The organism is Paraburkholderia sp. JPY419 (assembly GCF_050435705.1).
GTDB lineage: Bacteria > Pseudomonadota > Gammaproteobacteria > Burkholderiales > Burkholderiaceae > Paraburkholderia > Paraburkholderia youngii.
In genome coordinates, this window is record NZ_JBNDKV010000002.1 from 3,759,856 (window position 1) to 3,785,618 (window position 25,763).

Genomic DNA, 25,763 nt, shown 5'->3' on the forward strand with positions numbered 1-25,763 from the left:
TTCAGGATGACCGGGCGACAGGTCATAGGTCGAGCACGAGGCGTTCGCTCTTGCAGCGCGACACGCACACCTGCATGACTTTCCCCCCCGCCTTGTCCGTATCGGAGAGGTAGGTGTCGCGATGCTCGATGTCGCCGCTCGCCACAGGGGTCGAGCACAGACCGCAGTAACCGGCACGGCAGTCGTACATGACGTCGACGCCGTTATCGAGCAGGGTGTCGAGCACCGACTTGTCGGCGGGCACGGTCAACACCTTGCCCGAGGACTTGAGTTCGATTTCAAACGTCCTGTCGCCGTCCTGCGGTGCGACTTCGCTGAACAGTTCGTAATGCAGGTCGCACTCGTGCCAACCGCGCTGGCGTGCCGCCGCGAGCACCGCGTCGATCATGCCGGACGGCCCGCACACGTAGATCGGCTGGTTGACCTCGGCGCCGTCGAGCAGCACGTCGATCGACAGGCGCGTCGCGTTGTCGTCGTCGGCGTGCAGCACGAGGCGCTTGCCCGCGACGGCACGCAGTTCTTCGACGAACGGCAGCGCATCGCGCGTGCGGCCCGAGAAGTGCAGCGAGTAGTCGCGGTTCTGCCTGCTCAGTTCCGCCGCCATAGCCGCCATCGGCGTGATGCCGATGCCGCCCGCGATCAGGATGACCGAGGGCGGTGCGGCGAGCGGGAAGTGGTTGACGGGTGCGCGCACCGTGAGTGTGGCGCCCGCCTGCAGCGTGTGCATGAAGCGCGAACCGCCGCGGCCTTCGTCATCGCGCCGGACGCCGAGGCGATAGGCACGCACACCCGCGCGCGTATCGACTTGCGGATCAGTGTTGATCAGCGAATACGAGCGCCATTGCGCGACGCCGCCATCGGCCGCAGGGATCTCAACCTGAATGTGTGCGCCCGGCTCGTAGCCGGGCAGCAGCGCATCGTCCTCAGCTTCGAGCGTGACGGACTTGATCAGCGAGGTCGGCGCGCTGACTGATGCGACACGCAGCTTGAGAGTAGGCGCGAGCATGGTGGTCTTTCCGTGGATATTGCATCGGTTTAACCGCGCGGGAACGCCGCGCGGTTTTACTGCAGGGTTTTATTTCGCGGTGCTACTTCGAGTCCGCAAGCGAGCGCCAATCGGCGCCGGCCTGAATCACGCCGCCGACCGAGACGGCCTTCGAGTAATCGAGTTCCGGGCTCTCGGCGAGGGTCGGCGTCTTGCCGGCGATGAACTCGCGCGCCGCCTTCAGCAGCAATGCGCGCACGCGCAGCACGGCGCCGTCGGCCGAGCACAGCTGTTCCTGGGTGCGGTCGTAGATCGCGCCCTGGCCGAGGAACATCGCGAAGTCTTCCGTGCCGAGGTGCTGATAGAAGCCCGTCGCGTGGCCGCGCTTCATCAGGTCGCGGTTCTGGCCGAACGATTCCTCGCGCGTGCCCGGCGGCAGTGGCGGGAAATTCCAGACGTCCGGCGTGGCCGACATGATCGTCATGCCGAGCGGGCGGTGCGGGTTGTACTGCACGAACCAGGCACGGTGCGTCACGTCGTCCACCGGGGTCGAGAAAAACACCGTGGTCGGGCCTTTCGCATCAGGCGGGCAGATGATGCCGTACCACGGCATCACGAAGTTGTTCACGCGTGCGTAGACCTTCTCGTCAGGCATGTCGCGCAGCGCGGCATAGCGATAACCATACGGACGATCTTCGAACTCGAAGCGCGGCGCGAGCGCCTTCGACATGAGCATGCGTTCGTTTCCGCCGCCCGCGGTGATCTGCGTGGTCGATTCGTGCAGTACGCCGACGTGCGACGAATCCATCGAGGCTTCGACGGCCTGCACCCAGTTGGTCGGCACTTCGACGCTCGTCACCGAGCGGTGTTCGGGCGGCAGGTCCATGAACGGCAGCTCGGGGAACACCGGTGACGTGTCGCCCTTGCCGAGCCACACCCACACGAGGCCGCCTCGCTCTTTAACGCGGTACTGGCCGGTCTTCACGCGCTTGCAGAACTGCGCCTGATCCCCGACCTGGTTCGGCGCTTCGACGACGGCACCGGTCGCATCGATCTTCCAGCCGTGGAAGATGCAGCGCAGGCCGTTGTCCTCGTTGCGAGCCATCATCAGCGACGTGCGGCGATGCGGGCACAGTTCGTCCACCACGCCGACATGGCCGTCAGTCGCGCGGAACGCCACGTAGTTCGTGCCGAGCAAGCGCACCAGCACCGGTGCGCCGTCGGCTTCGAGCTTCGCCGACGGCACGGCCGGAATCCAGTAGTGCTGGCGGATCATGTCGCCCATCGGCGCGCCGTTCTCGACGCGCGTCAGCAGCTCATTGTCCTCACGAGTCATTGCCATGATCTCTCCTCTGCGGGCTTCGCGGTTTGCGCGTCAGTCCTTGTAGTGGCGGAAGGCACGCGTGTAGACGCGCGTGCAGTTGCATTCGAAGATGTTCTTGCGCTGCTCGTCGGTCAGCCACTCGATGCTTTCGATCACCGGCTTCATGTCGTCGTAGTCACGGCCCGAGATCGGATCGCGCGCGCTGCCCGTGCCCGGTTTTTCGGTGCCGAACATCACGTTGTCGGTGCCGGCGACCTTGAGCAGCAGCTCGATCGAATCCTTCGAGTAGTTGCAGGTGTCGAAGTAGAGCTTCCTGAGCTGCTCGTCGAAGGTTTGCGGGCTGTTGCGGCGCGCGGCCCACGAACGGAAGCGGCCCATCTGGTAGGGGATTGCGCCGCCGCCGTGCGCGACGATGATCTTCAGGTTCGGATACTTCTCGAACACCGTCGATTCGAGCAGCGAGATCACGGCGATGTTCTCTTCGTTGATGAACTTCAGCGTGTACGACTCGCGCGGGTTGCAGCTGCCTGCGGAGTGGATCAGCGCCGGCACGTCGAGTTCGGTCATCGCGTCATAGAGGGGGTACCAGAACGGATCGCCGAGACCGGCCGGCGCCGGGCCGTGGCCTTCGGTCGGGTCCGGGTTCAGCAGCGTGCCGACGAAGCCGAGTTCGTTCACACAGCGCTTGAGTTCGGCCACGCAATGCTCCGCCGGCGAGTCGTTCATGGACTGCGGCAGGCCGGCCACGCCACGGAAGCGGTCAGGGAACATGTCGACGAAACGCTTGATCAGGTCGTTGCAGTGGCGCGTCCACAGCTGCGTCACCCGCGCGGGCTTGATTGAGTGCATCTGCAGGTAGGGGCGCGGCGAAATGAACTGGATGTCGGTGCCGACCGAATCCATGCTGCGCACGAGTTCCTCGGCCTGCTTGCGCACGGCTTCGTCGGGGATGTTCGGCGCGCTCGACGGGTTCGCCCGGCCGCCGACCAGTTCGGCCATGTAGCGAAAACTTTGCGGGGGCATGACGACGTGGGCGTGGGAATCGATGATCATGGATGAGCCTCAGTTGGGTTCGGAGTGTTCAGCAAAAGACTGCGATGACTTGGGTACGGCGCGCTTTTGTAGCGCTCAAGCGACTACCGCAAGGGTTTCGAGCTGGATGACCATGCCGTGCTGGAGGTCGTGCACGGTCACATGGCGTGCCGGGCGATGCGCGGCCTCGGGCCAGAAGGCCAACCAGTGCGGGTCGATGTGTGCGCGCACCGAGTCGTCCTTGACGTAGACGGCGAGCTTCACCACCTGGTCCAGCGTGGCGCCGCCCGCGTCGAGGAAGCGCTTGAGGTTTTCGAAGGCGAGGCGAACCTGATCGGCCGGCGTCTCGGCGAGCTTGCCGGTGCCGGGATCCTTGCCCGCAATCGCCGACGAGCACAGCACGTTGCCGGCGCGCGCACCGAGCGGGATCGGCACCTTGTGCGCGAGGCCGGGAACGTCGATGGATTGGGGCATGTCTCCTCCGTGTCTAGTCGTGTTGGAGGGCGCGTGTCAGTCCGCGCCCAAATCGAAGAAATGGCGCGGTACCGCCGCGAGGAACTCCGAGAAACCGGTGGTGCCGGCCGGCACGTGTTTCATCATGGCTTCGGCGGCTTTGGTTTCGTCGCCGCTCTGGATCGCAAGCGCGATGCCGAAGTGCTCTTGCAGCGAACGCGCGATCTGGCCGCGGTTGCGCAGGTCGGACATGCGATAGCGCGCCGAGCGGCGGCGCGCCGTGCGGATCTGCTCGGCCAGGTACTGGTTGCGGCTGCCTTCGTAGATCAGCTCGTGGAACTGCGCGTTGGCGATCGCGTACTGGTCGGCGTCGTCTTCCACGGCTGCTTGCTGGCATGCCAGAAGCGCATGATCCAGTTGCTCACGCAGTTCGCCACTCGCACGGCGCGCGGCGAAACGCGCGCACAGTGTCTCGAGCTCGCCGATGTATTCGAGCATGGCGCGCACCTTGCCAATCGACAGGCGGGCCACCGTAATGCCCTGGCGCGGCGAGATCACGACCAGATCGCGCGCGGCCAGATGCTGCAGCGCCTCGCGAACCGGCGTGCGCGACACATTGAAGCGCGTCGCGAGTGCACGCTCGTCGACCAACGTGCCCGGTGCGAGCTTGCCCTGTTCGATTTCGGCCTGCAGGGTCGCCCGAATATCGCTCGCGAGACTGGCCCTACCGCGGGCGGGCCGCTCGGGCGCTTCGCCCGCCGCGCCGCTACGCTCAAGAATGGGGTCTGCTGCAAGTTTCATTGAGTTGCCATGCTCGGGATGTTGGAAGTTGGACCGAAATATACCAATACAAGTTTGTGGTATGCAACACGGTGTTTGCCCCAGCGTATCCCAGTCGTCCCTTGGTAATCATGGATGCTGGCCATAAGGTCCTTATATTTCAATTGGATGCGTCGATCTGGTGGACGCATTGCGCCACCGCCCAGGGAAAGTACCAAGGTGGGTTTTGAGTGTCTGGTGTATTGAGAAGGTAGCTCTGGTATGCCAGAATGCACCACATCACAGCCGATTCTGGTATGCCAGATCGCATTCAATCAACATCACAGGTCAGATCAGATGAGCAAGAGCCTTATAGATGTCGCAGGCGTGCACCCTGTCGAGCGTGTGCTCAAGCCGAAGTCGATCGCGATCGTCGGTGCATCCGCCGATCCGCGCGCTTTCGGTCATTTCGTGTTGCAGAACCTCGAGCGCTTCGGCTATGCGGGCGATATCCATCTTGTGTCGCGCAGCAGCCAGGAAATCAACGGTCGCGCCTGTGTCAGCGTCGAGGCGCTGCCGCAAGGTATCGATCTGGCCGTGCTGTGCATTCCCGAGTCGGGCGTGCTCGACACGGTGCGCACGCTCGGCACGCTGAAGGCCGGCGCTGCCGTGATCTTTGCGTCGGGTTATGCCGAGGCGGGCGACGAAGGCCGCGCGAAGCAGGAAGAATTGGCGCGTGTGGCAGCCGATGGCGGCGTGGCGCTGATCGGCCCGAACTGCATGGGTTTCACGAACTTCGAGGCCGGCGTGCCGGTGACCTTCGAAGCCGTGGCGCCGTACCCAAGTGGCGGCCGCCGTGGCGTGGGCGTGGTGGCGCAAAGCGGCGCGATGGCCGCGAACCTGCGCGACGCGTTCATGGGCCGTGGCCAACCGATGACGGCAACCGTTTCGACCGGTAACGAAGCCAGCCTCGGTATCGAAGACTACCTGGCCTGGTTCATCGCCGATCCGCAGACGAGCGCAATCGCGGTCTACGCCGAGCAGATCCGTCGTCCGCAGACCTTTCTGCTGCTCGCCCGCGAAGCACGCGCCGCAGGCAAGCCGATCGTGATGCTGATGCCGGGCAAGAGCGCCCGCGCCCGTGAGGCGGCGCAGTCTCACACAGGCGCACTGGCAGGCGATCACGCGACGGCGAGTGTCCTGCTGCAGCGCGAAGGCGTAGTGGTCGTCGATTCGCTCGACGAACTGTTCGATACGACGACGATCCTGGCCCGCTTCCCGGTGCCCCCGGCGGCCGGTACGGCCGTGATGACGGCCTCGGGCGCGGTCAAGAACATCACGCTCGATTTCGCCGAGGACATCGGCCTGACGCTGCCACGCCTGACCGACGCGACCGTCAGGAAACTGACCGAACTGCTGCCCGACTACGCCGTCGCCGACAACCCACTCGACTACACGACGATTGGCGTGCGCAACCCGGGCCTGATCGGCGAACTGATCGACACGATGTTAAGCGATCCGAACATCGGTTCGCTCGTGCTCGCGATCATGGGCGGTCCGTCGATCGCTCAGCGCGACAAGGCCGATTACCTCGTGCCGGCGCTGGCGCGTGCAACGAAGCCCGCCGTGCTGGCGGTAATGGGCGATAACAACCAGCTTGAAGAATTCTTCACGAAAGCGATCGCCGCGAGCGGCGTACCGTTCTTCCGCTCACCGGATCGTGCGCTGCGTGCTTGCGCCCGCGTGGCTGCATATGGTGAATCGCTAGCGCGCGCCGAGCGTGCGAGGACCGAAGCGCCGAAGGTGATCCCGCTGCCGGGCGCCGTGCCGCCCAACGGTATCTTCGCCGAATACCAGGGCAAGGGCTGGCTTGCCGCGGCCGGTCTGCCGGTGCCGAAGGGAGGTCTCGCGAAGTCGCTCGACGAAGCGCTCGAGATCGCCGATGAGATCGGCTACCCGGTCGTGCTGAAGGCGCAGGCAAGCGAACTGCCGCACAAGAGCGACGTCGGCGGCGTGGTGGTCGGCCTCGCAGATGCCACCGCGCTGCGCGCCGGCTGGGACAAGCTGCATGCGAGCGTGAAGTCGCATCGTCCGGAACTCGTGCTCGACGGCGCGCTGGTCGAAGCGATGGGCCCGCGCGGTCTGGAACTGGTCGTGGGTGCGAAACGCGACGCGGACTGGGGGCCGGTCGTGCTCGTGGGCCTCGGCGGTATTTTCATTGAAGTGCTCAAGGATGTGCGCCTCGTGCCGGCCGACCTGTCGGAAGACGACATCGTGGTCGAGCTGGGCCGACTGAAGGGTGCCGCAATGCTCGAAGGCGTGCGCGGCGCGGCAGGCGTCGACGTGCGCGCGGTCGCGAAGGCCGTGGCGGCGATTGCCGACCAGATGCGCGCGAACCCCGACATCACAGAAATCGACGTCAACCCGCTGGTGGCCTACCCGGACCGTGTGCTCGCGCTCGACGCGCTCGTCGTGTGCGGCGCTCAGGGCGCCTCGACCCATCACTGAGCCCTGGATCTGAGGAGACACATCGAATGAAACTGGAATTCTCCGCCGAGGACCAGGCATTTCGCAGCGAAGTGCGCGCGTTCGTGAAGAACAATCTCTCACCCGCGTCTGAAGCGCAAGGCCGAGCTCGGGCTGCGCATCGAGCGCGAGGATTATGTCGAGTGGTACACGTTGCTGTACGAGAAGGGCTGGATCGCGCCGTCGTGGAAGAAAGAACATGGTGGACCGGGCTGGACGCACGTGCAGCGCTACATCTTCGACGAAGAAACGCTGCTGGGCGGCGCGCCTCGGATCGTGGCGAGCGGCATCAACATGCTCGGCCCGGTGCTCAACGAATTTGGCACACCTGAGCAAAAAGCGAAGTACATCCCGAAGATCCTGCGCAGCGAAACCTGGTGGGCGCAGGGTTTCTCAGAGCCGGGCGCGGGCTCGGACCTCGCGGCGGTGCGCACCACGGCCGTGCTTGCCACGGACGATGAAGGCGATCACTTCATCGTCAACGGCCACAAGGTCTGGACCTCGTACGCTCACTGGTGCGACATGATGTTCGCGCTCGTGCGGACCGATCCGAGCGCGAAGCCCCAGGAAGGCATCTCGTTTCTGTTGATCGACATGCATGCGCCGGGCGTCCAGGTTCGCCCGATCAAGATGCTCGAAGGCGGTACCGACCTCAACGAGGTCTACCTCGACAACGTGCGTGTGCCGAAGGAAAACCTCGTCGGCGAACTGAACAAGGGATGGACCTACGGCAAGTTTCTGCTCGGCCATGAGCGCACCGGTATCGCTGGCATCGGCTCGTGCAAGCAGCAGCTGGCCCGAGCCAGGTATCTCGCGAAGCGGATGGGCCTCGAAGACGATCCGCTGCTCCAGTCGCGCATCAGCCGTTTCGAAGTCGAGCTGATGGCGCTCGAATTCACGGGCCTGCGCATGCTGAGCGCGAATCAGTCGAGCCGCGTGCCTACGGTTGAGGCGCCGATGCTCAAGGTTCGCGGCACGGAGCTGCGCCAGGGCATCTACGCACTCCTGACAGAAATCGCCGGTCCTTTTGCAGTGCCGTTCGACGAGCAGGCCATGCTCGATGCGCCCGGCTACGACGGCCCGAGCCCGGACGAACTGATCGCGGTCGCGGCGAACTACTTCGACGCTCGCAAAGCGTCGATCTACGGCGGGACCAACGAAGTGCAGCGCAATCTGATTAGCCGCGCGTTCTTCAATGCTTGAGGCGGAATACGAACATGGATTTTTCTCTGACTGAAGATCACGTCACGCTGCAAGACGCCGTGCGCCGCTTCTGCGATGGCGAATATCCCGCGCATCTGCGTGGCAACGCCGAGGACCGCGAACTTGCCGCCAGGCGTCGCCGTGGGCTGGCCGAGATGGGCGTGACCGGCCTCGTGATCGACGCCGATCACGGCGGCAGCGGTTACGGTGCGGTGGAAACGATGCTGGTCGCGCAGCAGTTGGGCCGCGCGCTCGGCGGAGCGGGCTGGTTAGCGAGCGGGCTGCCGGCTGCCACGCTGATCGGCTCGGCCGGCAGCGACGAACAGAAGGTCACATGGCTCGAAGCCGTGGCAAGAGGCGAAGAGGTGCTGGCGTTCGCCGTTAGCGAGGCCGAGTCGCGTTACGACGTCGCGCGTCTGGCGGTGCCAGCAACCGAAACTGGCGACGGCTGGAAGATCAACGGCACGAAGACCATTGTGTTCGACGCCGCAATCGCTGGTGCCTTCGTGGTGGCCGTGCGTACCTCGGGCCAGCGCGGCGACAGGCAAGGCCTGACTCTGTTCCTCGTGGACGCGAAGGCGCCCGGCATCAGCCTGCGCAACTTCGAGACAATCGACGCACGTGAAGCCGCGCACGTCACGTTCGCCAATGTGTCGGTGACCAAGGCTGATCTGATCGGTTCGCCCGGTGCGGCCCACGACCTCATCGAAGCTGCCCTCGACCGCGCGAACGCCGCGCTGGTGGCGGAGTCGGTCGGCGTGCTCGAAGCACTGCTCGAACACACGTCCGAACACCTGAGCACACGCACACAGTTTGGCGCGCCACTCGCGAAGTTCCAGGCGCTTCAACACCGGGTGGCCGACATGCTGATCTCGCTCGAACAGAGCAAGTCGATGGCCTGCGCCGCCGCGATGGCCGTGGATGGGAACGATCCTGACCGGCGCCGCCGTTTCGTGTCGGCGGCGAAGGCCTATGTCGGCGACGCATGCCGAACAGCGGGCGAATGGGGCATCCAGCTGCACGGCGGCATGGGCATGACCGAAGAGTGCCGCGTCGGCCACTACGCGAAGCGCATGTTCGCGATCAACATGACCTATGGCGACGCGAGCTGGCATCTGCAGCGCTTCACGTCGCAGCGTCTTGCCCAGGGGGAAGCATGAGCCTGAACGGAGCAGCTTATATCGTCGGGGCTTACGAGCACCCGACGCGCAAGGCCGACGAACTGTCGGTGCTGCGCCTGCACGCCGATGTGGCGAAGGGCGCGCTCGACGACGCAGGCCTGACCAAGGACGACATTGACGGCTACTTCTGCGCCGGTGACGCGCCTGGCCTCGGCACCACGACAGTCGCCGAATACCTCGGCCTCAAGCTTCGCCACGTCGATTCGACCGAATGCGGCGGCTCTGCGCCGATCCTTCACGTCGCGCACGCGGCCGAAGCGATCAAGGCCGGCCGTTGCAACGTGGCGCTGATCACGCTAGCGGGCCGTCCGCGCGCAGCAGGCGCCGCGCTGTCGCTGAAGGCGCCGGACCCGGACGCGCCGGAAGTGCAGTTCGAGCTGCCGTTCGGGCCGGCTACGCAAAACCTGTACGGCATGGTCGCGAAGCGTCACATGTACGAATTCGGCACCACGAGCGAACAACTCGCATGGATCAAGGTGGCGGCCTCGCATCACGCGCAGCACAACCCGAACGCCATGCTGCGCAATGTCGTGACCGTCGAGGACGTCGTCAATTCGCCGATGGTGTCCGATCCGCTGCATCGTCTGGACTGCTGCGTGATGAGCGACGGCGGCGGTGCGTTGATCGTCGCGCGTCCGGAGATCGCGAAGAAGCTCAACCGTCCGCTCGTCAAGGTGCGGGGCACGGGCGAGGCGCCCAAGCACGCGGCCGGCGGCAAGATCGACCTGACCTGGTCGGCAGCGAAGTGGTCGGGCGCGGCTGCGTTCGCCGAGGCTGGCCTCGCGCCGGAGGACATTAAGTACGCATCGCTGTACGACAGCTTCACGATCACGGTGCTCATGCAGCTGGAAGACCTCGGCTTTTGCAAGAAGGGGGAGGGCGGCAAGTTCGTGATGGACGGCAACCTGATTTCGGGCGTCGGCAAGCTGCCGTTCAACACCGATGGCGGTGGTCTGTGCAACAACCATCCCGCGAACCGCGGTGGCGTCACGAAGGTGATCGAGGCCGTGCGCCAACTGCGCGGCGAGGCTCATCCGGCCGTGCAGGTCAAAGATTGCGATATCGCGCTCGCGAACGGTATCGGCGGCGCGCTGGCGTCGCGTCACACCGCGGGCACGCTGATCATGGAACGGGAGTAATCATGAGCACAACCCAATCGACCACCGGCACACCGGGACAGGGCGCGATGCCTGCTGCCAGACCCGCCGCGAAGCCCGCTGGCCCGCGCCGCATCCACGCGCCGCGCGTGCTACCCGAGGCCATGCCGTTCTGGGTCGCCGCGAAGGAAGGGCGCCTGCTTATCAAGCGCTGCCAGGACTGCGGTGAAACGCATTACTACCCGCGCGACATCTGCCCGCACTGCATGAGCTCGAACACCGAATGGTTCGATACGAAGGGGCTGGGCGCGGTCTATTCGTTCAGTACGATGGGCAAGGACGAGGCGCGCTACACGCTCGCCTACGTGACGCTCGACGAAGGCGTGACGATGCTGACCAATCTGGTCGACTGCGATCCCGCGGCGCTCTCGGTTGGCCAGCGCGTGAAGCTCGTCTTCAAGCCGAGCGAAGGCGAATATCCAGTGCCGATGTTCACGCCGGCCTGAACGAAATCCAGAGAGGAGATACGGCATGTCAGCCGATTTCAAGGAACAGCACGGCCGCCACGATCCGAACAAAGGTCCGCTGTCGCGTTTCACGGTCATCGACGCCTCGCGCGTACGCGCGGGCCCCACGGCCATGCGCGTGTTCGCGGACATGGGCGCGCGCGTGATCAAGCTGGAGATTCCGCGAGGCGCGCCGGGCGGCGACGACATGATCGGCGGGCGTGACCATAACCGCGCCGACTACGAGAATCTGCACCGCAACAAGGAAAGCCTGACGCTGAACATGAAGGACCCGGCCGGCCTCGGGATTCTTCGCGAGCTGGTCAAGCGTGCGGACGTCTTCATCGAGAACTTCCGCCCCGACGTCAAGGATCGCCTCGGCATCGGCTACGAAACGCTGCGCGCCATCAATCCGCGCCTCGTCTATGCAAGCATTTCGGGCTTCGGTCAGGATGGCCCGTATGCGAAGTGGCCCGGCTTCGACTCCATCGCACAGGGCATGGGCGGCTTGATGAGCCTCACCGGCAAGCCGGGCGAAGGTCCGATGCGCGTCGGCATCCCGATTGCAGACCTGTGCTCGGGGCACTTCTGCGCGCAGGCGATCATGACCGCGTTGCTCGAGCGCGAAGCTTCGGGCGAGGGCCAGTGGGTGCAGACCTCGCTGCTCGAAGCACAGATCGCGATGCTCGACTTCCAGGCCGCGCAGTGGCTGGTGGACAAAAAGGTGCCGCAGCAGGTCGGCAACGAGCATCCGCTCACGGTGCCGACCGGCGTGTTCCCGACCAGCGATGGCTTCCTGAACCTGGCCGCGATCGGCAATGCGATGTTCGGGCGCCTGTGCGAGGCGCTCGGCTTGCAGCAGCTGGTCGGCCAGCCTGGCTACGAATCGGATCCTGCCCGCGTGGAGAACCGCGATGCGGTCAACAAGGCGGTCGGCGATGTGTTCCTCACGCGCACCACGCGGGAGTGGACCGAGCTGCTGATCAAGGTCGGCGTGCCGTGCGGCCCGATCTACAAGGTCAACGAAGTATTCGACGATCCGCAGGTCAAGCATCTGGGCGTCGCGTGGCCGGCCGATGTGCCGGGCAAGGGCGAAGTGTCGTTCGTCGGCACGCCGTTCCGTCTGTCGCGCTACCCGCGCGCGCAGACGCCGCGCCTCGCGCCAGAGCAGGGCGAGCATACCCAGGCGATCCTGAACGAGCTTGGCTACAACGATCAACAGATAGAGCAGTGGCGCTCGGCCTTCGTAGTCTGACGCACGCTCACGGCAGGTATTGAAGAGAGGGAGACGAAATGGCACGACTGGTCGCCGGATTCGGTTCATCGCACAGCATCATGCTGGTTTGCCAGCGCGAAGACTGGCAGCATGGTTTCAAGCAGGTCGATCCGAAGAATCCGCATTACTTCGATCGCCTCGGCAACCCCACGACGTATGAAGCGCTGCTAAAGATCGCCCCGACGGATTCCGAGGCGATGGTGTCGGCCGAGAGGATGGGCGAGCGCTACGATCAGGCCGAAGCCGCCATGGACGAAGTGCGCGATCGTATCCGCGCGGCGAAACTCGACGTGTTGCTCGTGGTCGGCGACGACCAGACCGAAACTGTTTCGCAAGACGAACAACCCCGCATTCGCGATCTACTATGGCGAGACGATCCGCAACGCGAAGCGCGAGGTGAGCCCGAACGCGAACTGGTATGCGCGCGCTCGCACGATGCGCCAGGAGCCCGATGCCGACGTGCACTACCCCGTTAAGGCCGACATGGCGCGCTGGCTGGTCCGCGAACTGTGCGACCGCGATTTCGACATCGCGGCGATGGACGGTCTCGAGCGCGACCAGTACGAGGGCCACGCGTTCTCATTCATTCACCGCCGCTATTTGCAGGGTCTCGACCTGCCAGTGATTCCGGTGATCATCAACACGTTCGATCCGCCGAACCAGCCCACGCCGCGCCGCTGCATCCAGCTCGGCCGTGCGCTGGGCGAGCTGATCGAGGCCTATCCGGAAGACCTGCGAGTGGGGGTGCTGGCTTCCGGCGGCCTGTCGCACTTCGTCGTGGACGAGGACCTGGACACCGGCATCATCGATGCAATCCGCCGCAAGGACAGTGAATGGCTGGCCGCGCTGGATCCGAAGAAGCTGCAGGCTGGCAGCTCGGAGATCCGTAACTGGATCATCGGCGTAGAGGCACTGAAGTCACTCGAGCTCGAATGGGTCAACTACGTGCCCGGTTACCGCACGCCGGCCCTGACCGGCACGGGCCTCGCTTTCGCGGCTTGGCATACGCTCGACTGAACGCGGCAGTCCGGTCCGTTCAGGACAGGGGCTCGCATCACACTTCAAGTTTCTTTCAGGAAAGTACAACACATCATGGTTGACCAAAACGTACAGCGCCTGCGCCGGCTCGATTGCTGCGCCGTCTCGGACGCGCTCGACAAACTCAAGCTGAGCGGCGTGGTGAGCGGTTTGCCGCAACGCGCCGGTGCGGGCCGCGTCGCGGGCCGCGCGATCACCGTCAAGCTTGGCACGGGCGAAGCGCCCCCGGGGCCGCCGGTGCACCTTGGTTGCACGGCTGTCGAGCAGGCCGACGGCGAGAACGTGATCGTCATTGAGCAGAGTAGCGGCGTGGAAGCCGGTTGCTGGGGCGGTCTGCTGTCGCTGGCGGCGAAGGTCCGCGGCGTGGCCGGCGTGGTCGCGGACGGCGCGGTGCGCGACATCGACGAAGCCGTGGCGTACGAGCTGCCCGTGTTCAGCCGCTCGACGACGGCTCGCACCGCGCGCGGCCGCGTGGTCGAGAAGGGCACGAATATTCCGGTGCAGATCGGTGACGTTCGCGTGGAAGCCGGCGACTACGTCGTGGCGGACAACAGCGCCGCGATTTTCATTCGCGCAGCCGACATCGAAGCCGTGTTGGAAGTTGCCGAAATGATCGTCAACAAGGAGGCCGCGATGGCCAAGGCGATTCTGGCCGGCACGTCGGTCGGGCAGGTGATGGGCGGCAGCTACGAGCATATGCTCAAGTAAGCGGCATCCGGACAAACTCACGAAATACGCAGGAATCCATTCCATGACGACTCAGGACAAGAACGTCGAGCGCGCAGCAAAGCTCGACACGGCGACCCTTTCCGACGCACTCGACAAGCTCGGCATTGTGGGCCAGTGCTACAAGATCAAGCCCCGCAGCTCGGATTTTCGCACCACCGGCCGCGCCTACACGATCAAATACGGTCCGCCTTCGAACCCGCCGGGCACCGTGGGCGACTTCATCGACGACGTGCCGGTCGGCAGCATTGTCGTGCTCGACAACAACGGCCGTGAAGACGCCACCGTGTGGGGCGACATCATGACCGAGATCGCGCACCGCCGTGGCATTGCCGGCACCGTGATCAACGGAGTGTGCCGCGACGTCGCACTGTGCCTGAAGCTCGGCTACCCGGTGTTCAGCCGCGACCACTGGATGCGCACCGGCAAGGACCGCGTGCAGGTCGAAGCCGTGAACGTGCCGGTCAACATCGGTGAGGCGCGTGTCGCGGCGGGAGACCTGCTGCGCGGCGACGCCGACGGTGTGATCGTCATTCCGCGCGAGCATGAGGACGCTGTGCTCGAGGCTGCCGAAACGATTCACAACGCTGAAGAAGCGATCCGCGAGGCCTGCCGTGGCGGCATGCGTCTCGACGAGGCACGCAGGCAGTTCAAGTACCACCAGTTGCAGACCAAGGGGAAGTAATGAGAGCCACGAACAACGTCAAGGAACACGATTCGTCGACGACGATCCGCACCGATTTCGAGCGCGTCGACGCGAAGGTCGTCGAAGCCGCGCGTAACGTGCCGGCAGCCGCATTGCACGAGGCCGGCGGCAAGATCGGCGTGCTGCCGACTTCGATCAAGCCAGTCGCGCCGGGCTTCCGGATCTGCGGCACGGCATTCACCGTGCATTCGCCGGGCGGCGACAACCTTTGGCTGCACCGTGCCATCCTCGCGGCGAAGCCGGGCGACGTACTCGTCGTCTACGCGAACGGTGCGTACGATCATGGCTACTGGGGCGAGGTCATGACCACGGCGGCCAAGGTGCGTGGTCTTGCGGGCCTCGTCATCGACGGCTGCGTGCGCGATGCCGACCTGCTGGAACAGATCGGCTTCCCGGTGTTCTCACGCGGTCTGTCGATTCGCGGCACGGGCAAGGACTATGGCGCGATCGGCTGGCTCAATGCGCCGGTGCTGCTTGGCAACACGACGGTCGAGCCCGGCGACCTGATCGTCGGCGACCGCGACGGCGTGGTTGCGGTACCGCGTGCCCGTGCGTCCGAAGTGGTCGCGAAGGCCGCGCAGCGCGAAATCGATGAAGCGGCAATCTGCAAGCGCATCGAGGCCGGAGAGACCACGATGCAGATCTACGGCTTTCGCTGAATCGAACATACAGGAGAGATGGCAATGAGCGAGATGGCACCGGGCCAGGCGCCGGAATTGGTGGTCAATGGCCGCGAGGCCGTCATCACGCTGCGCCGTCCACAGGTCGCGAACCGCCTTGAGTTCTCCGATCTCGAGACGATTCGCGGCTACCTGCGCGAAGTGAATGCGATGGAGCACGTGCTCGTTCTGCATCTGCGCGCCGAGGGCAGGCATTTCTGCTCGGGCTTCAATATCCACAGCGTCGGCGCCGGCAATATCGGCGAAGCTTTCGAGGCCCTCGCGGGAGAGCTGGAAACCGCGCGGCCGGTGACGATCGCTGCGGTGAACGGCGGCGTCTATGGCGGCGCGACGGATCTCGCGCTGGCCTGCGATTTTCGCTATGGCGTCACGCATTCGCAGATGTTCGTGCCGGCCGCGAAGCTCGGTCTGCTGTTCTATCAGGGCGGACTGCACCGCTATGTTTCGCGTCTTGGCGTGAACGTGGCCAAGCGTCTGCTGCTCACGGGCGCGAGCTTCGATGCCGGGCAGATGCGCGATTGCGGCTTCCTCGACGAGGTGGTCGAACCCGCGCGTCTGGAAGAGGTGACCGGCGCATTGGGCGCGCAACTGGGTGGCATGGCGCCGCTCGCGCTGCTCGGCATGAAGAAGCATCTGACGCGCATCGCGGCGGGTCGCTTCGATGCTGTCGATTACGCGCAGGATCTGGCCCGCGCCGATGCCTCCGACGATCTGCGCGAGGGTGCGCTGGCCTGGCAGGAAAAGCGCGCGCCCGCATTCAAGGGGGGCTGAGAGGCGCTGAACGCATTTTTATCGAGGGCGCATGTTGCGCCCGATCTTTTTCGGGGTTCATCTGGCAATGATTGCGGCGATCCATCCGTACATACGCAAGATTATGGACGGCGAACTGGCGGCACCGCCGATCAGCACCACGCTCGGCAACAGGATTGTGCTGGTCGATATCGAGGCGGGCCGCATCGAATGCGAATATCAGGGCTTGCCTGCATTCGCGAATCCTGCCGGGCAGGTTCAGGGCGGAATGCTCGCGGCGATGCTCGACGACGTCACGGCGTTGCTATGCATGGCGTCGCTCCGCGAGGACAAGCATTGCGCGACGCTGAGCCTGAATGTGTCTTTTCTGCGCCCGGGCAAGGCCGGCCTGATTACCGGCCGCGCGAGCCTCGTGCGTCAAGGTTCGCGCGTCGTCAATGTCGAGGGCGAACTCTGGCAGGACGACAAGCTGCTCGCGACGGCAACGGCGGTCAATCTGGTCGCCTGATTTCAGCGCTGCTCGGCTGAGAGGTCTGAACCGGTCGCATCGTAGCGCCATTGTGGTTGGGGGAGGGTGCCCGTTACGGTGGGTGCAGATGTTTCTACCTGCGTTCTGGAGGCCGTCATCGTGATGACTGAGCCTGATGGCCTGAGATCCGACGCCAGCGTTCGGGCAACTTCGGTTGTCCATTTGATTTCGAAAGGAAAACGAATGAAGGTTTTGGTGTCGGTGAAACGCGTCGTCGATTACAACGTGAAGGTCCGCGTGAAGTCGGACAACACGAGTGTCGACATCGCCAACGTGAAAATGTCGATGAATCCGTTCGACGAAATCGCGGTTGAAGAAGCCGTGCGTCTGAAGGAAGCGGGCGTCGCGACCGAAGTGATCGCCGTGTCGGCCGGTGTGACGCAGTCGCAGGAAACGCTGCGCACCGCGCTCGCAATCGGCGCAGATCGCGCGATCCTGATCGAATCGAACGAAGACTTGCAGCCGCTCGCAGTCGCGAAGCTGCTCAAGGCGCTGGTCGACAAGGAGCAGCCTTCGCTCGTCATTCTGGGCAAGCAGGCGATCGACGACGATTCGAACCAGACCGGCCAGATGCTCGCCGCGCTGGCGAACCTGCCGCAGGCGACGTTCGCGTCGAAGGTGGTCGTGGCGGATGGCAAGGCGACGGTGTCGCGTGAAGTGGATGGCGGCGCGGAAACGCTGTCGCTGACGCTGCCGGCCGTGGTCACGACCGATCTGCGCCTGAACGAGCCGCGCTACGTGACGCTGCCGAACATCATGAAGGCCAAGAAAAAGCCGCTGGAAACGGTGAAGCCCGAAGACCTCGGCGTCGATGTCACGCCGCGTCTGAAGACGCTGAAGGTCGCCGAGCCTCCGAAGCGCTCCGCCGGTGTGAAGATGCCGGACGTGAAGACGCTGGTCGAGAAGCTGAAGACCGAAGCCAAGGTGCTGTGAGGAGACGCAAGAAATGACGAATCTGGTTAACCTGGTAGTAGCAGAACACGATAACGCGTCGATCAAGACCGCGACGCTGAACACGATCGCCGCGGCACAGAAGATCGGCGGTGAGATTCACGTGCTGGTCGCGGGTCACAACGCGCAGGCCGCGGCCGATGCCGCAGCGAAGATCGCCGGCGTCGCCAAGGTACTGCTCGCCGACGCGCCGCAACTCGAAGCGGGTCTCGCGGAAAACGTCGAAGCGACGGTGCTGACGCTTGTGCAAGATGCGGCCAGGAACTACACGCACATCCTCGCGCCGGCTACCGCGTACGGCAAGAACGTCGCGCCGCGTATCGCCGCAAAGCTCGACGTCGCGCAGATCAGCGACATCACCGCGGTGGACAGCGCCGACACGTTCGAGCGTCCTATTTATGCGGGCAACGCGATCGCAACGGTTCAGTCTCAAGACCCGATCAAGGTCATCACCGTGCGCTCGACCGGTTTCGACGCCGTCGCAGCCGAAGGCGGCAGCGCAGCGGTCGAAAAGATCGAAGCCGCAGCCGACGCAGGCATCTCGCAATTCGTGAGCCGCGAAGTGACGAAGCTCGATCGTCCGGAACTGACGAGCGCGAAGATCATCGTGTCCGGTGGCCGGGGTCTGGGCAATGGCGAGAACTACACGAAGGTGCTCGAGCCGTTGGCCGATAAGCTCGGCGCGGCGCTGGGCGCATCGCGCGCAGCGGTCGACGCGGGCTTCGTGCCGAACGACTACCAGGTCGGCCAGACCGGCAAGATCGTCGCGCCGCAACTGTATGTCGCGGTCGGCATCTCGGGTGCGATCCAGCATCTGGCCGGCATGAAGGACTCGAAGGTCATCGTCGCGATCAACAAGGACGAAGAAGCGCCGATCTTCAGCGTGGCGGATTACGGCCTCGTCGGCGATCTGTTCACCATCGTGCCGGAACTTATAAGCGATCTCGAAACACTGGCGTGATAGCACACGTTGCGACGACGGCGCCTGGAAAGTCGTCTCGCGTACTCGTGAACAATGGCTGGGCCATGGAGCCGCGAGCGTAGATGCATGTCACCTGGTTTAGCCACGGCGCCCAAGCGCTTCAGCTATGTTCGTGTCGAAGTGCAATCCGGTGAGGCGTTCCCCATCGCGAGTCACGGCAGACCGAAGGATAGCGCTCCATGTACCAACCATCACGGCCGCTGCCGGAGATGGCAGCCGCGCACGGTCACCCGGACCGTGCGCGGTCTCGCGCGTGGGATGGAAATCAGAGCAACGGATGCGGGCCTGGAGTCTGTGCAACAGAGCAATAAAGATAGGCCCGATTGCCGCGGATCTTCACGTGAGCCTCATCGCGATAACCTGTCGATCAATGTGACGTTCGTTGAACACTGAGTTGCGTTTCAATCTGCCTCGCGACTTCCGGCATACCGGAAGCCGCGACCAACCTCAAACAGCCACAGCCGCGCTGCCAACGTCCTTCATGGCCACGCCGGTGGCAGCTTCGCACGCCTCGCGAACCGCCTGGGGCTGCCCCGGATGGAACAGGAAATGATGCAGTAGCTTGCTCCACTTGGGATGACGCTCATACTCGCCGCGAGGCAGACTGTTCGTGAAGAAATCCCGCCAGTCGCCGCAGGGCAGCGGAATGCCCTGAGGTCCGGCAGACTCCCGCAGGACGCCCTTCGGATCACGCCCCTGCGCTACGGCTTCCATGTCCCGGAAGTACTGACGGCGAATCATCACAATGCCGGCGTCGCTGGCAGCCAGGTTTTCACGGGTACGGTCTGCTATCCGCCCCTGTCCGCACCACGCGATGATGTCCTGGTTGATCACATGCGAGCTGATCCATTTGCCGCTCTGCGGATCCATGACCGGTGCATGCCAGGTTGGAATGCTCTCCTGGACATAGGGCTCGGACTCGCGGGGCACGCGTACGTACGACCACGTCACATTGAGCGTGTTTTCGTCGTCGATGGGCACCCGCCACTCGAAATGGTCCCCGAGAAAAAAGCCATTGGGCCAGAGACAGACACGACCGGCCGTCCAGAGTGGATGCGACTCGTCGGTATCCTCGGTCACGCGCCGGTAGATGAAGCCGTGCTCGAACTCCTCGAATGCCATCTTGAGATGCGCCGGCGCATAGTCGCGCTCGCCGCGCTGCCGGCGTCCCCAGTTGGCGTGCATCCACTCGAAATGAAGCGGATCGATCGAATTTTCCTGGGTTTGCAGCCAATTGCAGGGCACGCTTGCGAACGCAACCTGCACGAAGCCGTTGCGCCAGTGGAACGGTTCCCAATCCGGCAACTGAGGAGCCGGTTTAGGACCGAGATAGGCCCACAGCAAGCCAGCGCACGCACGGACCTCGTAGGCCTTGAGCTTGATCCGCTCACGCATGGTGCCTTGCGGTGCCACCAGATCCTGGTAAGGCTGCGCCACGCACTGCCCGCCATAGTTGTATTGCCAGCCGTGATAGTTGCAGCGCAGGCCATGGTCTTCGACAAAGCCGTAGGCGAGGTCTGCGCCGCGATGCGCGCAGTAGCGCTCCATCAGGCCGTAGTGTCCGCTCAGGTCCTTGTAAAGCACCAGATCTTCGCCAAGCAGACGCACCGGCTTGATCGTCTCTCGCTCAAGTTCGTCGATGCCGGCGATCGGATGCCAGTGTCGCCGCATTAGCTCGCCCATCGGCGTGCCCAGGCCAACCTGAGTCAGTTGGCGATTCTGTTCTTCGGTAAGCATGATGATCGTGTTCGTAGTTGGGAGCCGATGAGGCCAGGGTCAATGCCGTTTGTCGACGTGGCGCACGGCGAGGAAGTAGTGGAACGCCGCCCACACGAGGAGAGCGCTCATCGAGAGCATCGCGTAGCGCAGACCGGCCGACGAAGCGTCCGCACAAGCATGCGCGAGCGGCGAGTTTGCCACCGCCCCAATCGCACCATGAGCGCCATGCGGGGACCGGCAGACCTCCGAGTAGTCGCCGGCCGTGAACAGATGGGCGGCAATGCGGTCGCTAAGGAAACCAATGAACGTCGGACCGCCGCCTTGGCCGATGAAGTTCATCATCAGGAACACGAAGGCCGAGGTCGTGGCGCGCATGCGTGGCGCAACGAGGCCGTGAATCGTCGCGAAAGTCGGTCCGTTCCAGGAGCTCAACAGGATCGTGGCGAGAAACAGCAACGCCGCCGCGATATGCCAGTCGGACTGCATGAACGCGAGGGATACCGGCACGAAGCCAAGCAGCGTGCCCCAAGCCGGTACCCAGGCATACCAGCGCTTGTCGCTGGATCCGGCTCTGTCGGCAATCCATCCGCCGAGCGTCGTGCCGATCGCGCCACCGACGCCGATCGTGAGACCAAACATCATCCCGGCCTGCGCGGCATTGAGGCCGAATTCGCGTGTTAGATACGCCGGAATGAACAGATTGATGCCGTATTGGGCGAACGCGCCGATCACTGTGCCCAGCAGGAGTTGCACGAACAACTGGCTGCGCAAGAGGATGGCCGCGATAGCGCCCAGCGAGGCATTGCGCTGCGCATCAACGGCGGTAATCCGGTCCATGGCGCCGCGTTCGGGCTCGCGCAAGCTCAGGAAAGCGATGACGGCCAGGATGAGGCCCGGTGCGCCGACGACCCAGAAAGCCGGCCGCCAGCCGAAATGTTGTGCAATCATTCCGCCTCCGATCGCGCCCCCGATCGCACCAAGCGGAGGACCGAGCGCATAGATCGCGAGGGCAGTCGCGCGGCGTCCCTCGGGGAACTCGTCCGAGATCAGCGAATGAGCGGTGGGCGTGCTGCCAGCCTCGCCGATACCGACGCCAAGCCGGTACAGAAGCAACTGCGCGAAATTGCCCGCCGTGCCGCACAGCACGGTCATCACCGACCATGCCGCAATCGACAGGGATATCAGCGTGACCCGGCTCATCCGGTCGGCGAGCCGGGCCATCGGGATGCCCAGCGTCGCGTAGAACAGCGAGAATGCGAGGCCGCCGAGCACCCCGATCTGCAGGTCGCTCAGGTTCATGTCGACCTTCATCGACTGCCCCACGACGGCGATGAAAATACGATCGATGAAGCTCGATGCGTAGATCAGGCTGAGCAGCAACAAGAGCCATGCACGATACCGCGAGCTTCTCTTGACCTCGAGCGCGGACAGTACGTTTCCGACGTTTTCCATAGAACTCTGCCTCCTCCTGGCCTTGATGGATCGCGGCAACCGCGCGACCCTGACCTTTTCTGGATGTCTGCGCACCAATGACATGGCTGGTCCGGTGCATTGCACTCGCCGATTGCAGCGAGCTGGCATGCAGCTTAGTCCGCCTATAATCCGTGGAACACAACAATCACATATGTGATTCAAAATCATCGTTATGGACTCCATTCCTAAGGTCAAATCAGCCCACCGGGTTCTCGAAGTGCTCGAATATTTCGCGGAAACGCGAAGCCCCGCGACGATCAAGGAGATTTCGCAATCGCTTGGCTATCCGCAATCGAGTACCTCGGTCCTAATGAATAGCCTGACGGAAGCGGGCTATTTCGATCACGAAGCGCGCACCGGGCTGTATGTGCCCAATCTGCGGATTGCGCTCGCAACGGCCTGGATTCAGGAGGAGATGTACAGCGCGCAAAGCCTGTTGCGCCTGATGAGGAGCGTGCGCGATCGCTGCGGTCACACGGTCATGATCGGCGCGCAGCACGGAACCCATGTGCGTTATCTGCACGTGCTGCAAGCAACCCGCGCCGGCAGCTTCACGAGTTCGAGCGGTGCGCTGCGTCCCCTGTTTCACAGCGCCGCCGGCAAGATGTTGCTGACCACGAGAACAGATAGGGAGGTCGCGAACCTGCTACGCAAGGTCAACGCGCTCGAGCGCAATCCCGACTTGCACCTTGCACTGGAGGACGTACGCAAAAGCATCGCGCAGACGCTCCGCGACGGCTTTGCTCTTTCCACGGGCGTGTCCATGCCCGGAGCCGCTGCACTGGCAATGCTTCTGCCCATGAAGCGCGGCTACGACGCGATGACACTGAGTTTGGGCGGCCCAATCGATGAAATCAAACGCGATCGCGCCATGCTGCTTGACGTGATGAACGAACTCGTCGACCCGTTCCGCATGCGGTCGTAACCGCGTCGGCTCTCGGGCAAATTTCAGCAGCGCGCAAAAAGTTGGCGCTGCCTGCCGGTCGGGGCAAGCTAGCGCCGACCGTCGAACGGTCATTAACGACAGCGTCCGGCGCCGGCTATTGCCCGCACACCGGGCTAACGGTCACGGTGTCCGAAATCGGCGTCATAGTGGGCGGAGCATAGTAGATATAGGCACTGGCGACGCAGGCCGGCTGCCCGTCGGTCGTAACGGAACAGGTGTTCCGGATGCTATTGCCGTACGCGTCGGTGGCCGTGAATGCCGGGTCCGGAACCATGTTGTCATAAGGCAGCACTTTGTAGTTCTGGCGCATGTCCCACACGATGGTGTGCCAGGACTGATAGGTTTGGGCGTGGTAGCCGCCGCCGCGCCCCGATGCGCCGCAGCGGGTCCACGCGTAGACCTCGCCGCGGATATACCCGTTCGCGTCGAATCCCGTCACATAGCTGGTCACATTTACACCGCCGCACGAGACCCCGAGCAGCGTCGGGTATGCCTCTGGCAACGGCAGGGTGGCCTGAGCCTGCACAGCGGCACTCGCCAGCAGTCCCAGCAAACCGATCATCTTCATGTCGTTTCTCCGGCTGATTGAAGTGTCGTGGCAGGTGGTTGGAACTGACGGATAGAGCACATCAGGACTTGTGCCCGGGAGGCTGACGGTGCTTTGCGCAAGGCCAACAGGCAATAGGCGATACGCAATTCGAGAGCCGGTCGAAGCATGTTTGCCACCTGTTCTGTCCTTGTTATAGGTGAATTCAGGTAGTGCAACCGGCAACTTGGCGCCTTGCGCCTAGGACCGGCGCCTGATAACTGGCGTTGCGCGCCGTTCTAACGCAGGCGCCGGACATCGATACACGCGTATTGCGAACAGCAAGGAGTTCGCTGCCGTCGCTTCGGGTGACATCGCGAAACGCTGTGTCGTTTCCGTCACCCCGCAACCTGCATCGCAATCCCATCGAGTTCTTCTACAGATATCTTGTACGAGAAGTCATTTCGCAGTGGCGGCGCTCGAACCTTCAAATCTAGCGGGCAACGCGATCAAGGGTCAACCTCATCGTATCCCGGGTGTGTGATCCAACACGAAGAGATCCACTGGGCATCGCGAGCGCCGCTTCGCCTTGTGCGGTCGCAGATCATGGCGGCTATATCAGCCCCGCTTGCGGCAGACCTTCCCACCCCCCGCTGGGTTCGCCCCTACCGCAAGTGTAGGGAGTTGACCCATCCCAGATGCCTGCATGCATCTGCAGAATCAATCTACGGGTTCAGGTCGTCGGTACCCGGTGAGTGCCCCACCGTAGAGCATGACCTCCAGCGCGGTTCGCGCTGGCTGCCCCCTGGACGGAGGTCATATGTTCAGTATTCCAATCTGTCGGAACGGCTTTGCAGCGCTGCTGTTATTGCTATTGTCGTTGCCGTCATTTGCTCAGTCGTTCCGCGTGCAATGTCCACCGACAACGACGCTTCATCCGACCGCGCTGCCGGCTGGTGCGGGCGAACCGGCCTACGTCGGCCCGTCCGTGACCGGATCGAACTCGACCCCGACGAAGAACGTCAACGGCGCGATCAAGTGCCAGCAGATTTCGGGCGGCGACGGTTACGCGACGATGGGCGACGGCACGCAAACCTACATGTTCTCGTTCGGCCCGTTATCCGGTCTCGCCGATATTCGCAATGGACTGCCCGGCACCGAGTTCGCCTCGGTGTTCAACGTCCCGGGCGATGCGAAAAACGATCCGAATTACAACGGCGCGGTCGGCCTCGCGCCCGATCCAGATTCGGTGCCAGCCGGTCAGTTGACCGGTCACGTCGACCCGCGGCCGATCATGGACATCGGCGTGATGAACGGCAACATTCCCGCGCCGACCATGGCCATCGACGAGGACGACGAGTTCTTCCTGACGCTCACCAACGTCGGGATGATCATGCGCCCCGACCTGTTCGAGCAGCACACGGTGCACTTCCACGGCTATCCGAATGCGTCCTCGTTCTTCGACGGCGTGCCGGATGCGTCGGTGGCGATCAACATCGGTGCGAGCTTCACGTACTACTACCTCGCACCGGATGCCGGCACCTACTTCTGGCACTGCCACATCACGCCGCCTGAGCATCTGCAGATGGGGATGGTCGGGCAGATCTACGTGCGGCCGAGGCAGAACCGCGTCACGACGGGGACGCTCTACGCCTCGCTGCAGCAGCAACAACTCGATCCGCGCACCGCATGCGGCAGCGACATTCTGTGCTCGACGCCGCTGCCGCCGGAAAACAGCGTGATGCACGTGAAGAACAAGAGCGGCACGCCGACGCTTTACGCCTACAACGACGGTGACGGTTCGACTGCGTACGACGTCGAGTATCCAGTCCAGATTCACGGCTTCGATCCGAACTTCCACTTCATCGGCATGACGTTCAACCCGGAGCCATTCGTCGATATGAAGGACAAGCACTTCATGTTGAACGGCCGCAGCTATCCGGACACGGTGACGCCCGGACCGATGCAGACGCCGGTGGCTGACGGAACGAAGCACTATTCGCAACCCCTGCCCGCGCTGATCAACATTCCGGCCGGCGGCCGCGCGCTGCTCAGAATCTCCGACCTCGACGTCACGGAGTTTCAGACGCTCGCTTCGCTCGGCATTCCAATGCACGTGATTGGCATGAATGCACGGCTGCTGCGTGACCTGGCCGGCAACGACATGACCTACAACACGAACTCGGTCACCCTGGGGGGCGGCGAGTCGATCGACGTGATTCTCGACGCGAGCGATACGACCAGGTACGCGCCGGGCTCGGTCTATTACCTGTACACGCCGAACCTCGATCACCTGTCCAACGACGCCGAGAACTTCGGCGGGTTGATGACCGAGGTCCACATCTGCCACTCGGTGGACCCGACCACGAAGTCCTGCTCCTAGGAGAACAACCGT

Annotated in this window: 24 protein-coding genes and 2 pseudogenes; 18 read left to right on the forward strand and 8 right to left on the reverse strand. The window is 63.7% G+C overall.

Annotation, left to right across the window (positions count from 1 at the left end; all coding sequences use genetic code 11):
* Positions 1-22: 22 nt before the first annotated feature.
* The 5 genes from QFZ91_RS23400 to QFZ91_RS23420 all read right to left on the reverse strand — a co-directional run bounded on the left by QFZ91_RS23400 (position 23) and on the right by QFZ91_RS23420 (position 4,595).
* Positions 23-1,006 carry a PDR/VanB family oxidoreductase gene (locus QFZ91_RS23400; RefSeq protein WP_429568577.1) on the reverse strand — a complete coding sequence of 328 codons (984 nt, stop codon included), beginning with the start codon at positions 1,004-1,006 and terminating at the stop codon, positions 23-25.
* An 82-nt stretch (positions 1,007-1,088) separates the two neighbouring features.
* On the reverse strand, positions 1,089-2,327 hold the full coding sequence (locus QFZ91_RS23405; protein ID WP_429568578.1) for a Rieske 2Fe-2S domain-containing protein: 1,239 nt from the start codon (positions 2,325-2,327) through the stop codon (positions 1,089-1,091).
* Between the two features lie 33 nt (positions 2,328-2,360).
* Positions 2,361-3,362: an amidohydrolase family protein gene (locus QFZ91_RS23410; RefSeq protein WP_176108464.1), complete on the reverse strand. Its 1,002-nt coding sequence runs from the start codon at positions 3,360-3,362 to the stop codon at positions 2,361-2,363.
* 75 nt (positions 3,363-3,437) lie between these two features.
* Positions 3,438-3,815, reverse strand: a complete 378-nt coding sequence (locus tag QFZ91_RS23415) for a RidA family protein (RefSeq protein ID WP_429568579.1) — start codon at positions 3,813-3,815, stop codon at positions 3,438-3,440.
* 36 nt (positions 3,816-3,851) lie between these two features.
* Complete coding sequence (locus QFZ91_RS23420; RefSeq protein ID WP_429568580.1) at positions 3,852-4,595, reverse strand: GntR family transcriptional regulator; 744 nt, start codon at positions 4,593-4,595, stop codon at positions 3,852-3,854.
* 315 nt (positions 4,596-4,910) lie between these two features.
* Between QFZ91_RS23420 and QFZ91_RS23425 the strand changes: the two genes are divergently transcribed.
* From QFZ91_RS23425 to QFZ91_RS23495, 15 genes and pseudogenes are all read left to right on the forward strand, one after another.
* A complete protein-coding gene (locus QFZ91_RS23425; protein WP_429568581.1) occupies positions 4,911-7,061 on the forward strand; it encodes an acetate--CoA ligase family protein in 2,151 nt (716 codons plus the stop codon).
* Between the two features lie 26 nt (positions 7,062-7,087).
* A pseudogene (locus QFZ91_RS23430) lies at positions 7,088-8,282 on the forward strand (acyl-CoA dehydrogenase family protein).
* Between the two features lie 14 nt (positions 8,283-8,296).
* Positions 8,297-9,442, forward strand: a complete 1,146-nt coding sequence (locus QFZ91_RS23435) for an acyl-CoA dehydrogenase family protein (RefSeq protein WP_429568582.1) — start codon at positions 8,297-8,299, stop codon at positions 9,440-9,442.
* The gene (locus QFZ91_RS23440; RefSeq protein ID WP_429568583.1) at positions 9,439-10,602 is read left to right on the forward strand and encodes a thiolase domain-containing protein; all 1,164 of its coding nucleotides are present in this window, start codon (positions 9,439-9,441) and stop codon (positions 10,600-10,602) included. The genes QFZ91_RS23435 and QFZ91_RS23440 overlap by 4 nt, the downstream gene beginning before the upstream one ends.
* A 2-nt stretch (positions 10,603-10,604) precedes the next feature.
* Positions 10,605-11,066 carry a Zn-ribbon domain-containing OB-fold protein gene (locus tag QFZ91_RS23445; RefSeq protein ID WP_429568584.1) on the forward strand — a complete coding sequence of 154 codons (462 nt, stop codon included), beginning with the start codon at positions 10,605-10,607 and terminating at the stop codon, positions 11,064-11,066.
* Between the two features lie 25 nt (positions 11,067-11,091).
* The gene (locus tag QFZ91_RS23450) at positions 11,092-12,321 is read left to right on the forward strand and encodes a CaiB/BaiF CoA transferase family protein (RefSeq protein ID WP_429568585.1); all 1,230 of its coding nucleotides are present in this window, start codon (positions 11,092-11,094) and stop codon (positions 12,319-12,321) included.
* A gap of 38 nt (positions 12,322-12,359) precedes the next feature.
* On the forward strand, positions 12,360-12,818 hold the full coding sequence (locus QFZ91_RS23455; protein ID WP_429568586.1) for a hypothetical protein: 459 nt from the start codon (positions 12,360-12,362) through the stop codon (positions 12,816-12,818).
* Positions 12,739-13,359, forward strand: coding sequence for a hypothetical protein (locus QFZ91_RS23460; protein ID WP_429568587.1), 621 nt, complete (start codon positions 12,739-12,741; stop codon positions 13,357-13,359). Before QFZ91_RS23455 ends, QFZ91_RS23460 begins: the two co-directional genes overlap by 80 nt.
* 75 nt (positions 13,360-13,434) lie before the next feature.
* Complete coding sequence (locus QFZ91_RS23465; RefSeq protein ID WP_429568588.1) at positions 13,435-14,088, forward strand: RraA family protein; 654 nt, start codon at positions 13,435-13,437, stop codon at positions 14,086-14,088.
* 43 nt (positions 14,089-14,131) lie between these two features.
* Positions 14,132-14,791: an RraA family protein gene (locus QFZ91_RS23470; RefSeq protein WP_176126011.1), complete on the forward strand. Its 660-nt coding sequence runs from the start codon at positions 14,132-14,134 to the stop codon at positions 14,789-14,791.
* Complete coding sequence (locus tag QFZ91_RS23475; protein WP_429568589.1) at positions 14,791-15,471, forward strand: 4-carboxy-4-hydroxy-2-oxoadipate aldolase/oxaloacetate decarboxylase; 681 nt, start codon at positions 14,791-14,793, stop codon at positions 15,469-15,471. The genes QFZ91_RS23470 and QFZ91_RS23475 overlap by 1 nt, the downstream gene beginning before the upstream one ends.
* 24 nt (positions 15,472-15,495) lie before the next feature.
* Complete coding sequence (locus QFZ91_RS23480) at positions 15,496-16,263, forward strand: enoyl-CoA hydratase/isomerase family protein (protein WP_429568590.1); 768 nt, start codon at positions 15,496-15,498, stop codon at positions 16,261-16,263.
* 31 nt (positions 16,264-16,294) lie between these two features.
* The gene (locus tag QFZ91_RS23485) at positions 16,295-16,750 is read left to right on the forward strand and encodes a PaaI family thioesterase (protein WP_176126008.1); all 456 of its coding nucleotides are present in this window, start codon (positions 16,295-16,297) and stop codon (positions 16,748-16,750) included.
* A 204-nt stretch (positions 16,751-16,954) separates the two neighbouring features.
* Positions 16,955-17,704, forward strand: a complete 750-nt coding sequence (locus QFZ91_RS23490; protein ID WP_429568591.1) for an electron transfer flavoprotein subunit beta/FixA family protein — start codon at positions 16,955-16,957, stop codon at positions 17,702-17,704.
* A 22-nt stretch (positions 17,705-17,726) separates the two neighbouring features.
* Positions 17,727-18,683: an electron transfer flavoprotein subunit alpha/FixB family protein gene (locus QFZ91_RS23495; RefSeq protein ID WP_429568683.1), complete on the forward strand. Its 957-nt coding sequence runs from the start codon at positions 17,727-17,729 to the stop codon at positions 18,681-18,683.
* A 468-nt stretch (positions 18,684-19,151) separates the two neighbouring features.
* Here the strand turns inward: QFZ91_RS23495 and QFZ91_RS23500 are convergent, their stop codons facing one another.
* Together QFZ91_RS23500 and QFZ91_RS23505 are read right to left on the reverse strand one after the other, a co-directional pair.
* Positions 19,152-20,441: a Rieske 2Fe-2S domain-containing protein gene (locus QFZ91_RS23500; RefSeq protein ID WP_429568592.1), complete on the reverse strand. Its 1,290-nt coding sequence runs from the start codon at positions 20,439-20,441 to the stop codon at positions 19,152-19,154.
* Positions 20,442-20,480: 39 nt separating this feature from the next.
* A complete protein-coding gene (locus tag QFZ91_RS23505) occupies positions 20,481-21,875 on the reverse strand; it encodes a spinster family MFS transporter (RefSeq protein ID WP_429568593.1) in 1,395 nt (464 codons plus the stop codon).
* Positions 21,876-22,068: 193 nt separating this feature from the next.
* Here QFZ91_RS23505 and QFZ91_RS23510 point away from each other — a divergent pair.
* A pseudogene (locus tag QFZ91_RS23510) lies at positions 22,069-22,221 on the forward strand (helix-turn-helix domain-containing protein); the annotation flags it as partial.
* A 90-nt stretch (positions 22,222-22,311) separates the two neighbouring features.
* Entirely contained in the window at positions 22,312-22,821 is a 510-nt protein-coding gene (locus tag QFZ91_RS23515) for an IclR family transcriptional regulator domain-containing protein (RefSeq protein WP_429568684.1), read from the forward strand.
* A 115-nt stretch (positions 22,822-22,936) separates the two neighbouring features.
* Here the strand turns inward: QFZ91_RS23515 and QFZ91_RS23520 are convergent, their stop codons facing one another.
* Positions 22,937-23,410, reverse strand: coding sequence for a hypothetical protein (locus QFZ91_RS23520; RefSeq protein ID WP_429568594.1), 474 nt, complete (start codon positions 23,408-23,410; stop codon positions 22,937-22,939).
* Between the two features lie 778 nt (positions 23,411-24,188).
* Here QFZ91_RS23520 and QFZ91_RS23525 point away from each other — a divergent pair.
* Positions 24,189-25,751 carry a multicopper oxidase domain-containing protein gene (locus QFZ91_RS23525; RefSeq protein ID WP_429568595.1) on the forward strand — a complete coding sequence of 521 codons (1,563 nt, stop codon included), beginning with the start codon at positions 24,189-24,191 and terminating at the stop codon, positions 25,749-25,751.
* Positions 25,752-25,763 lie beyond the last annotated feature (12 nt).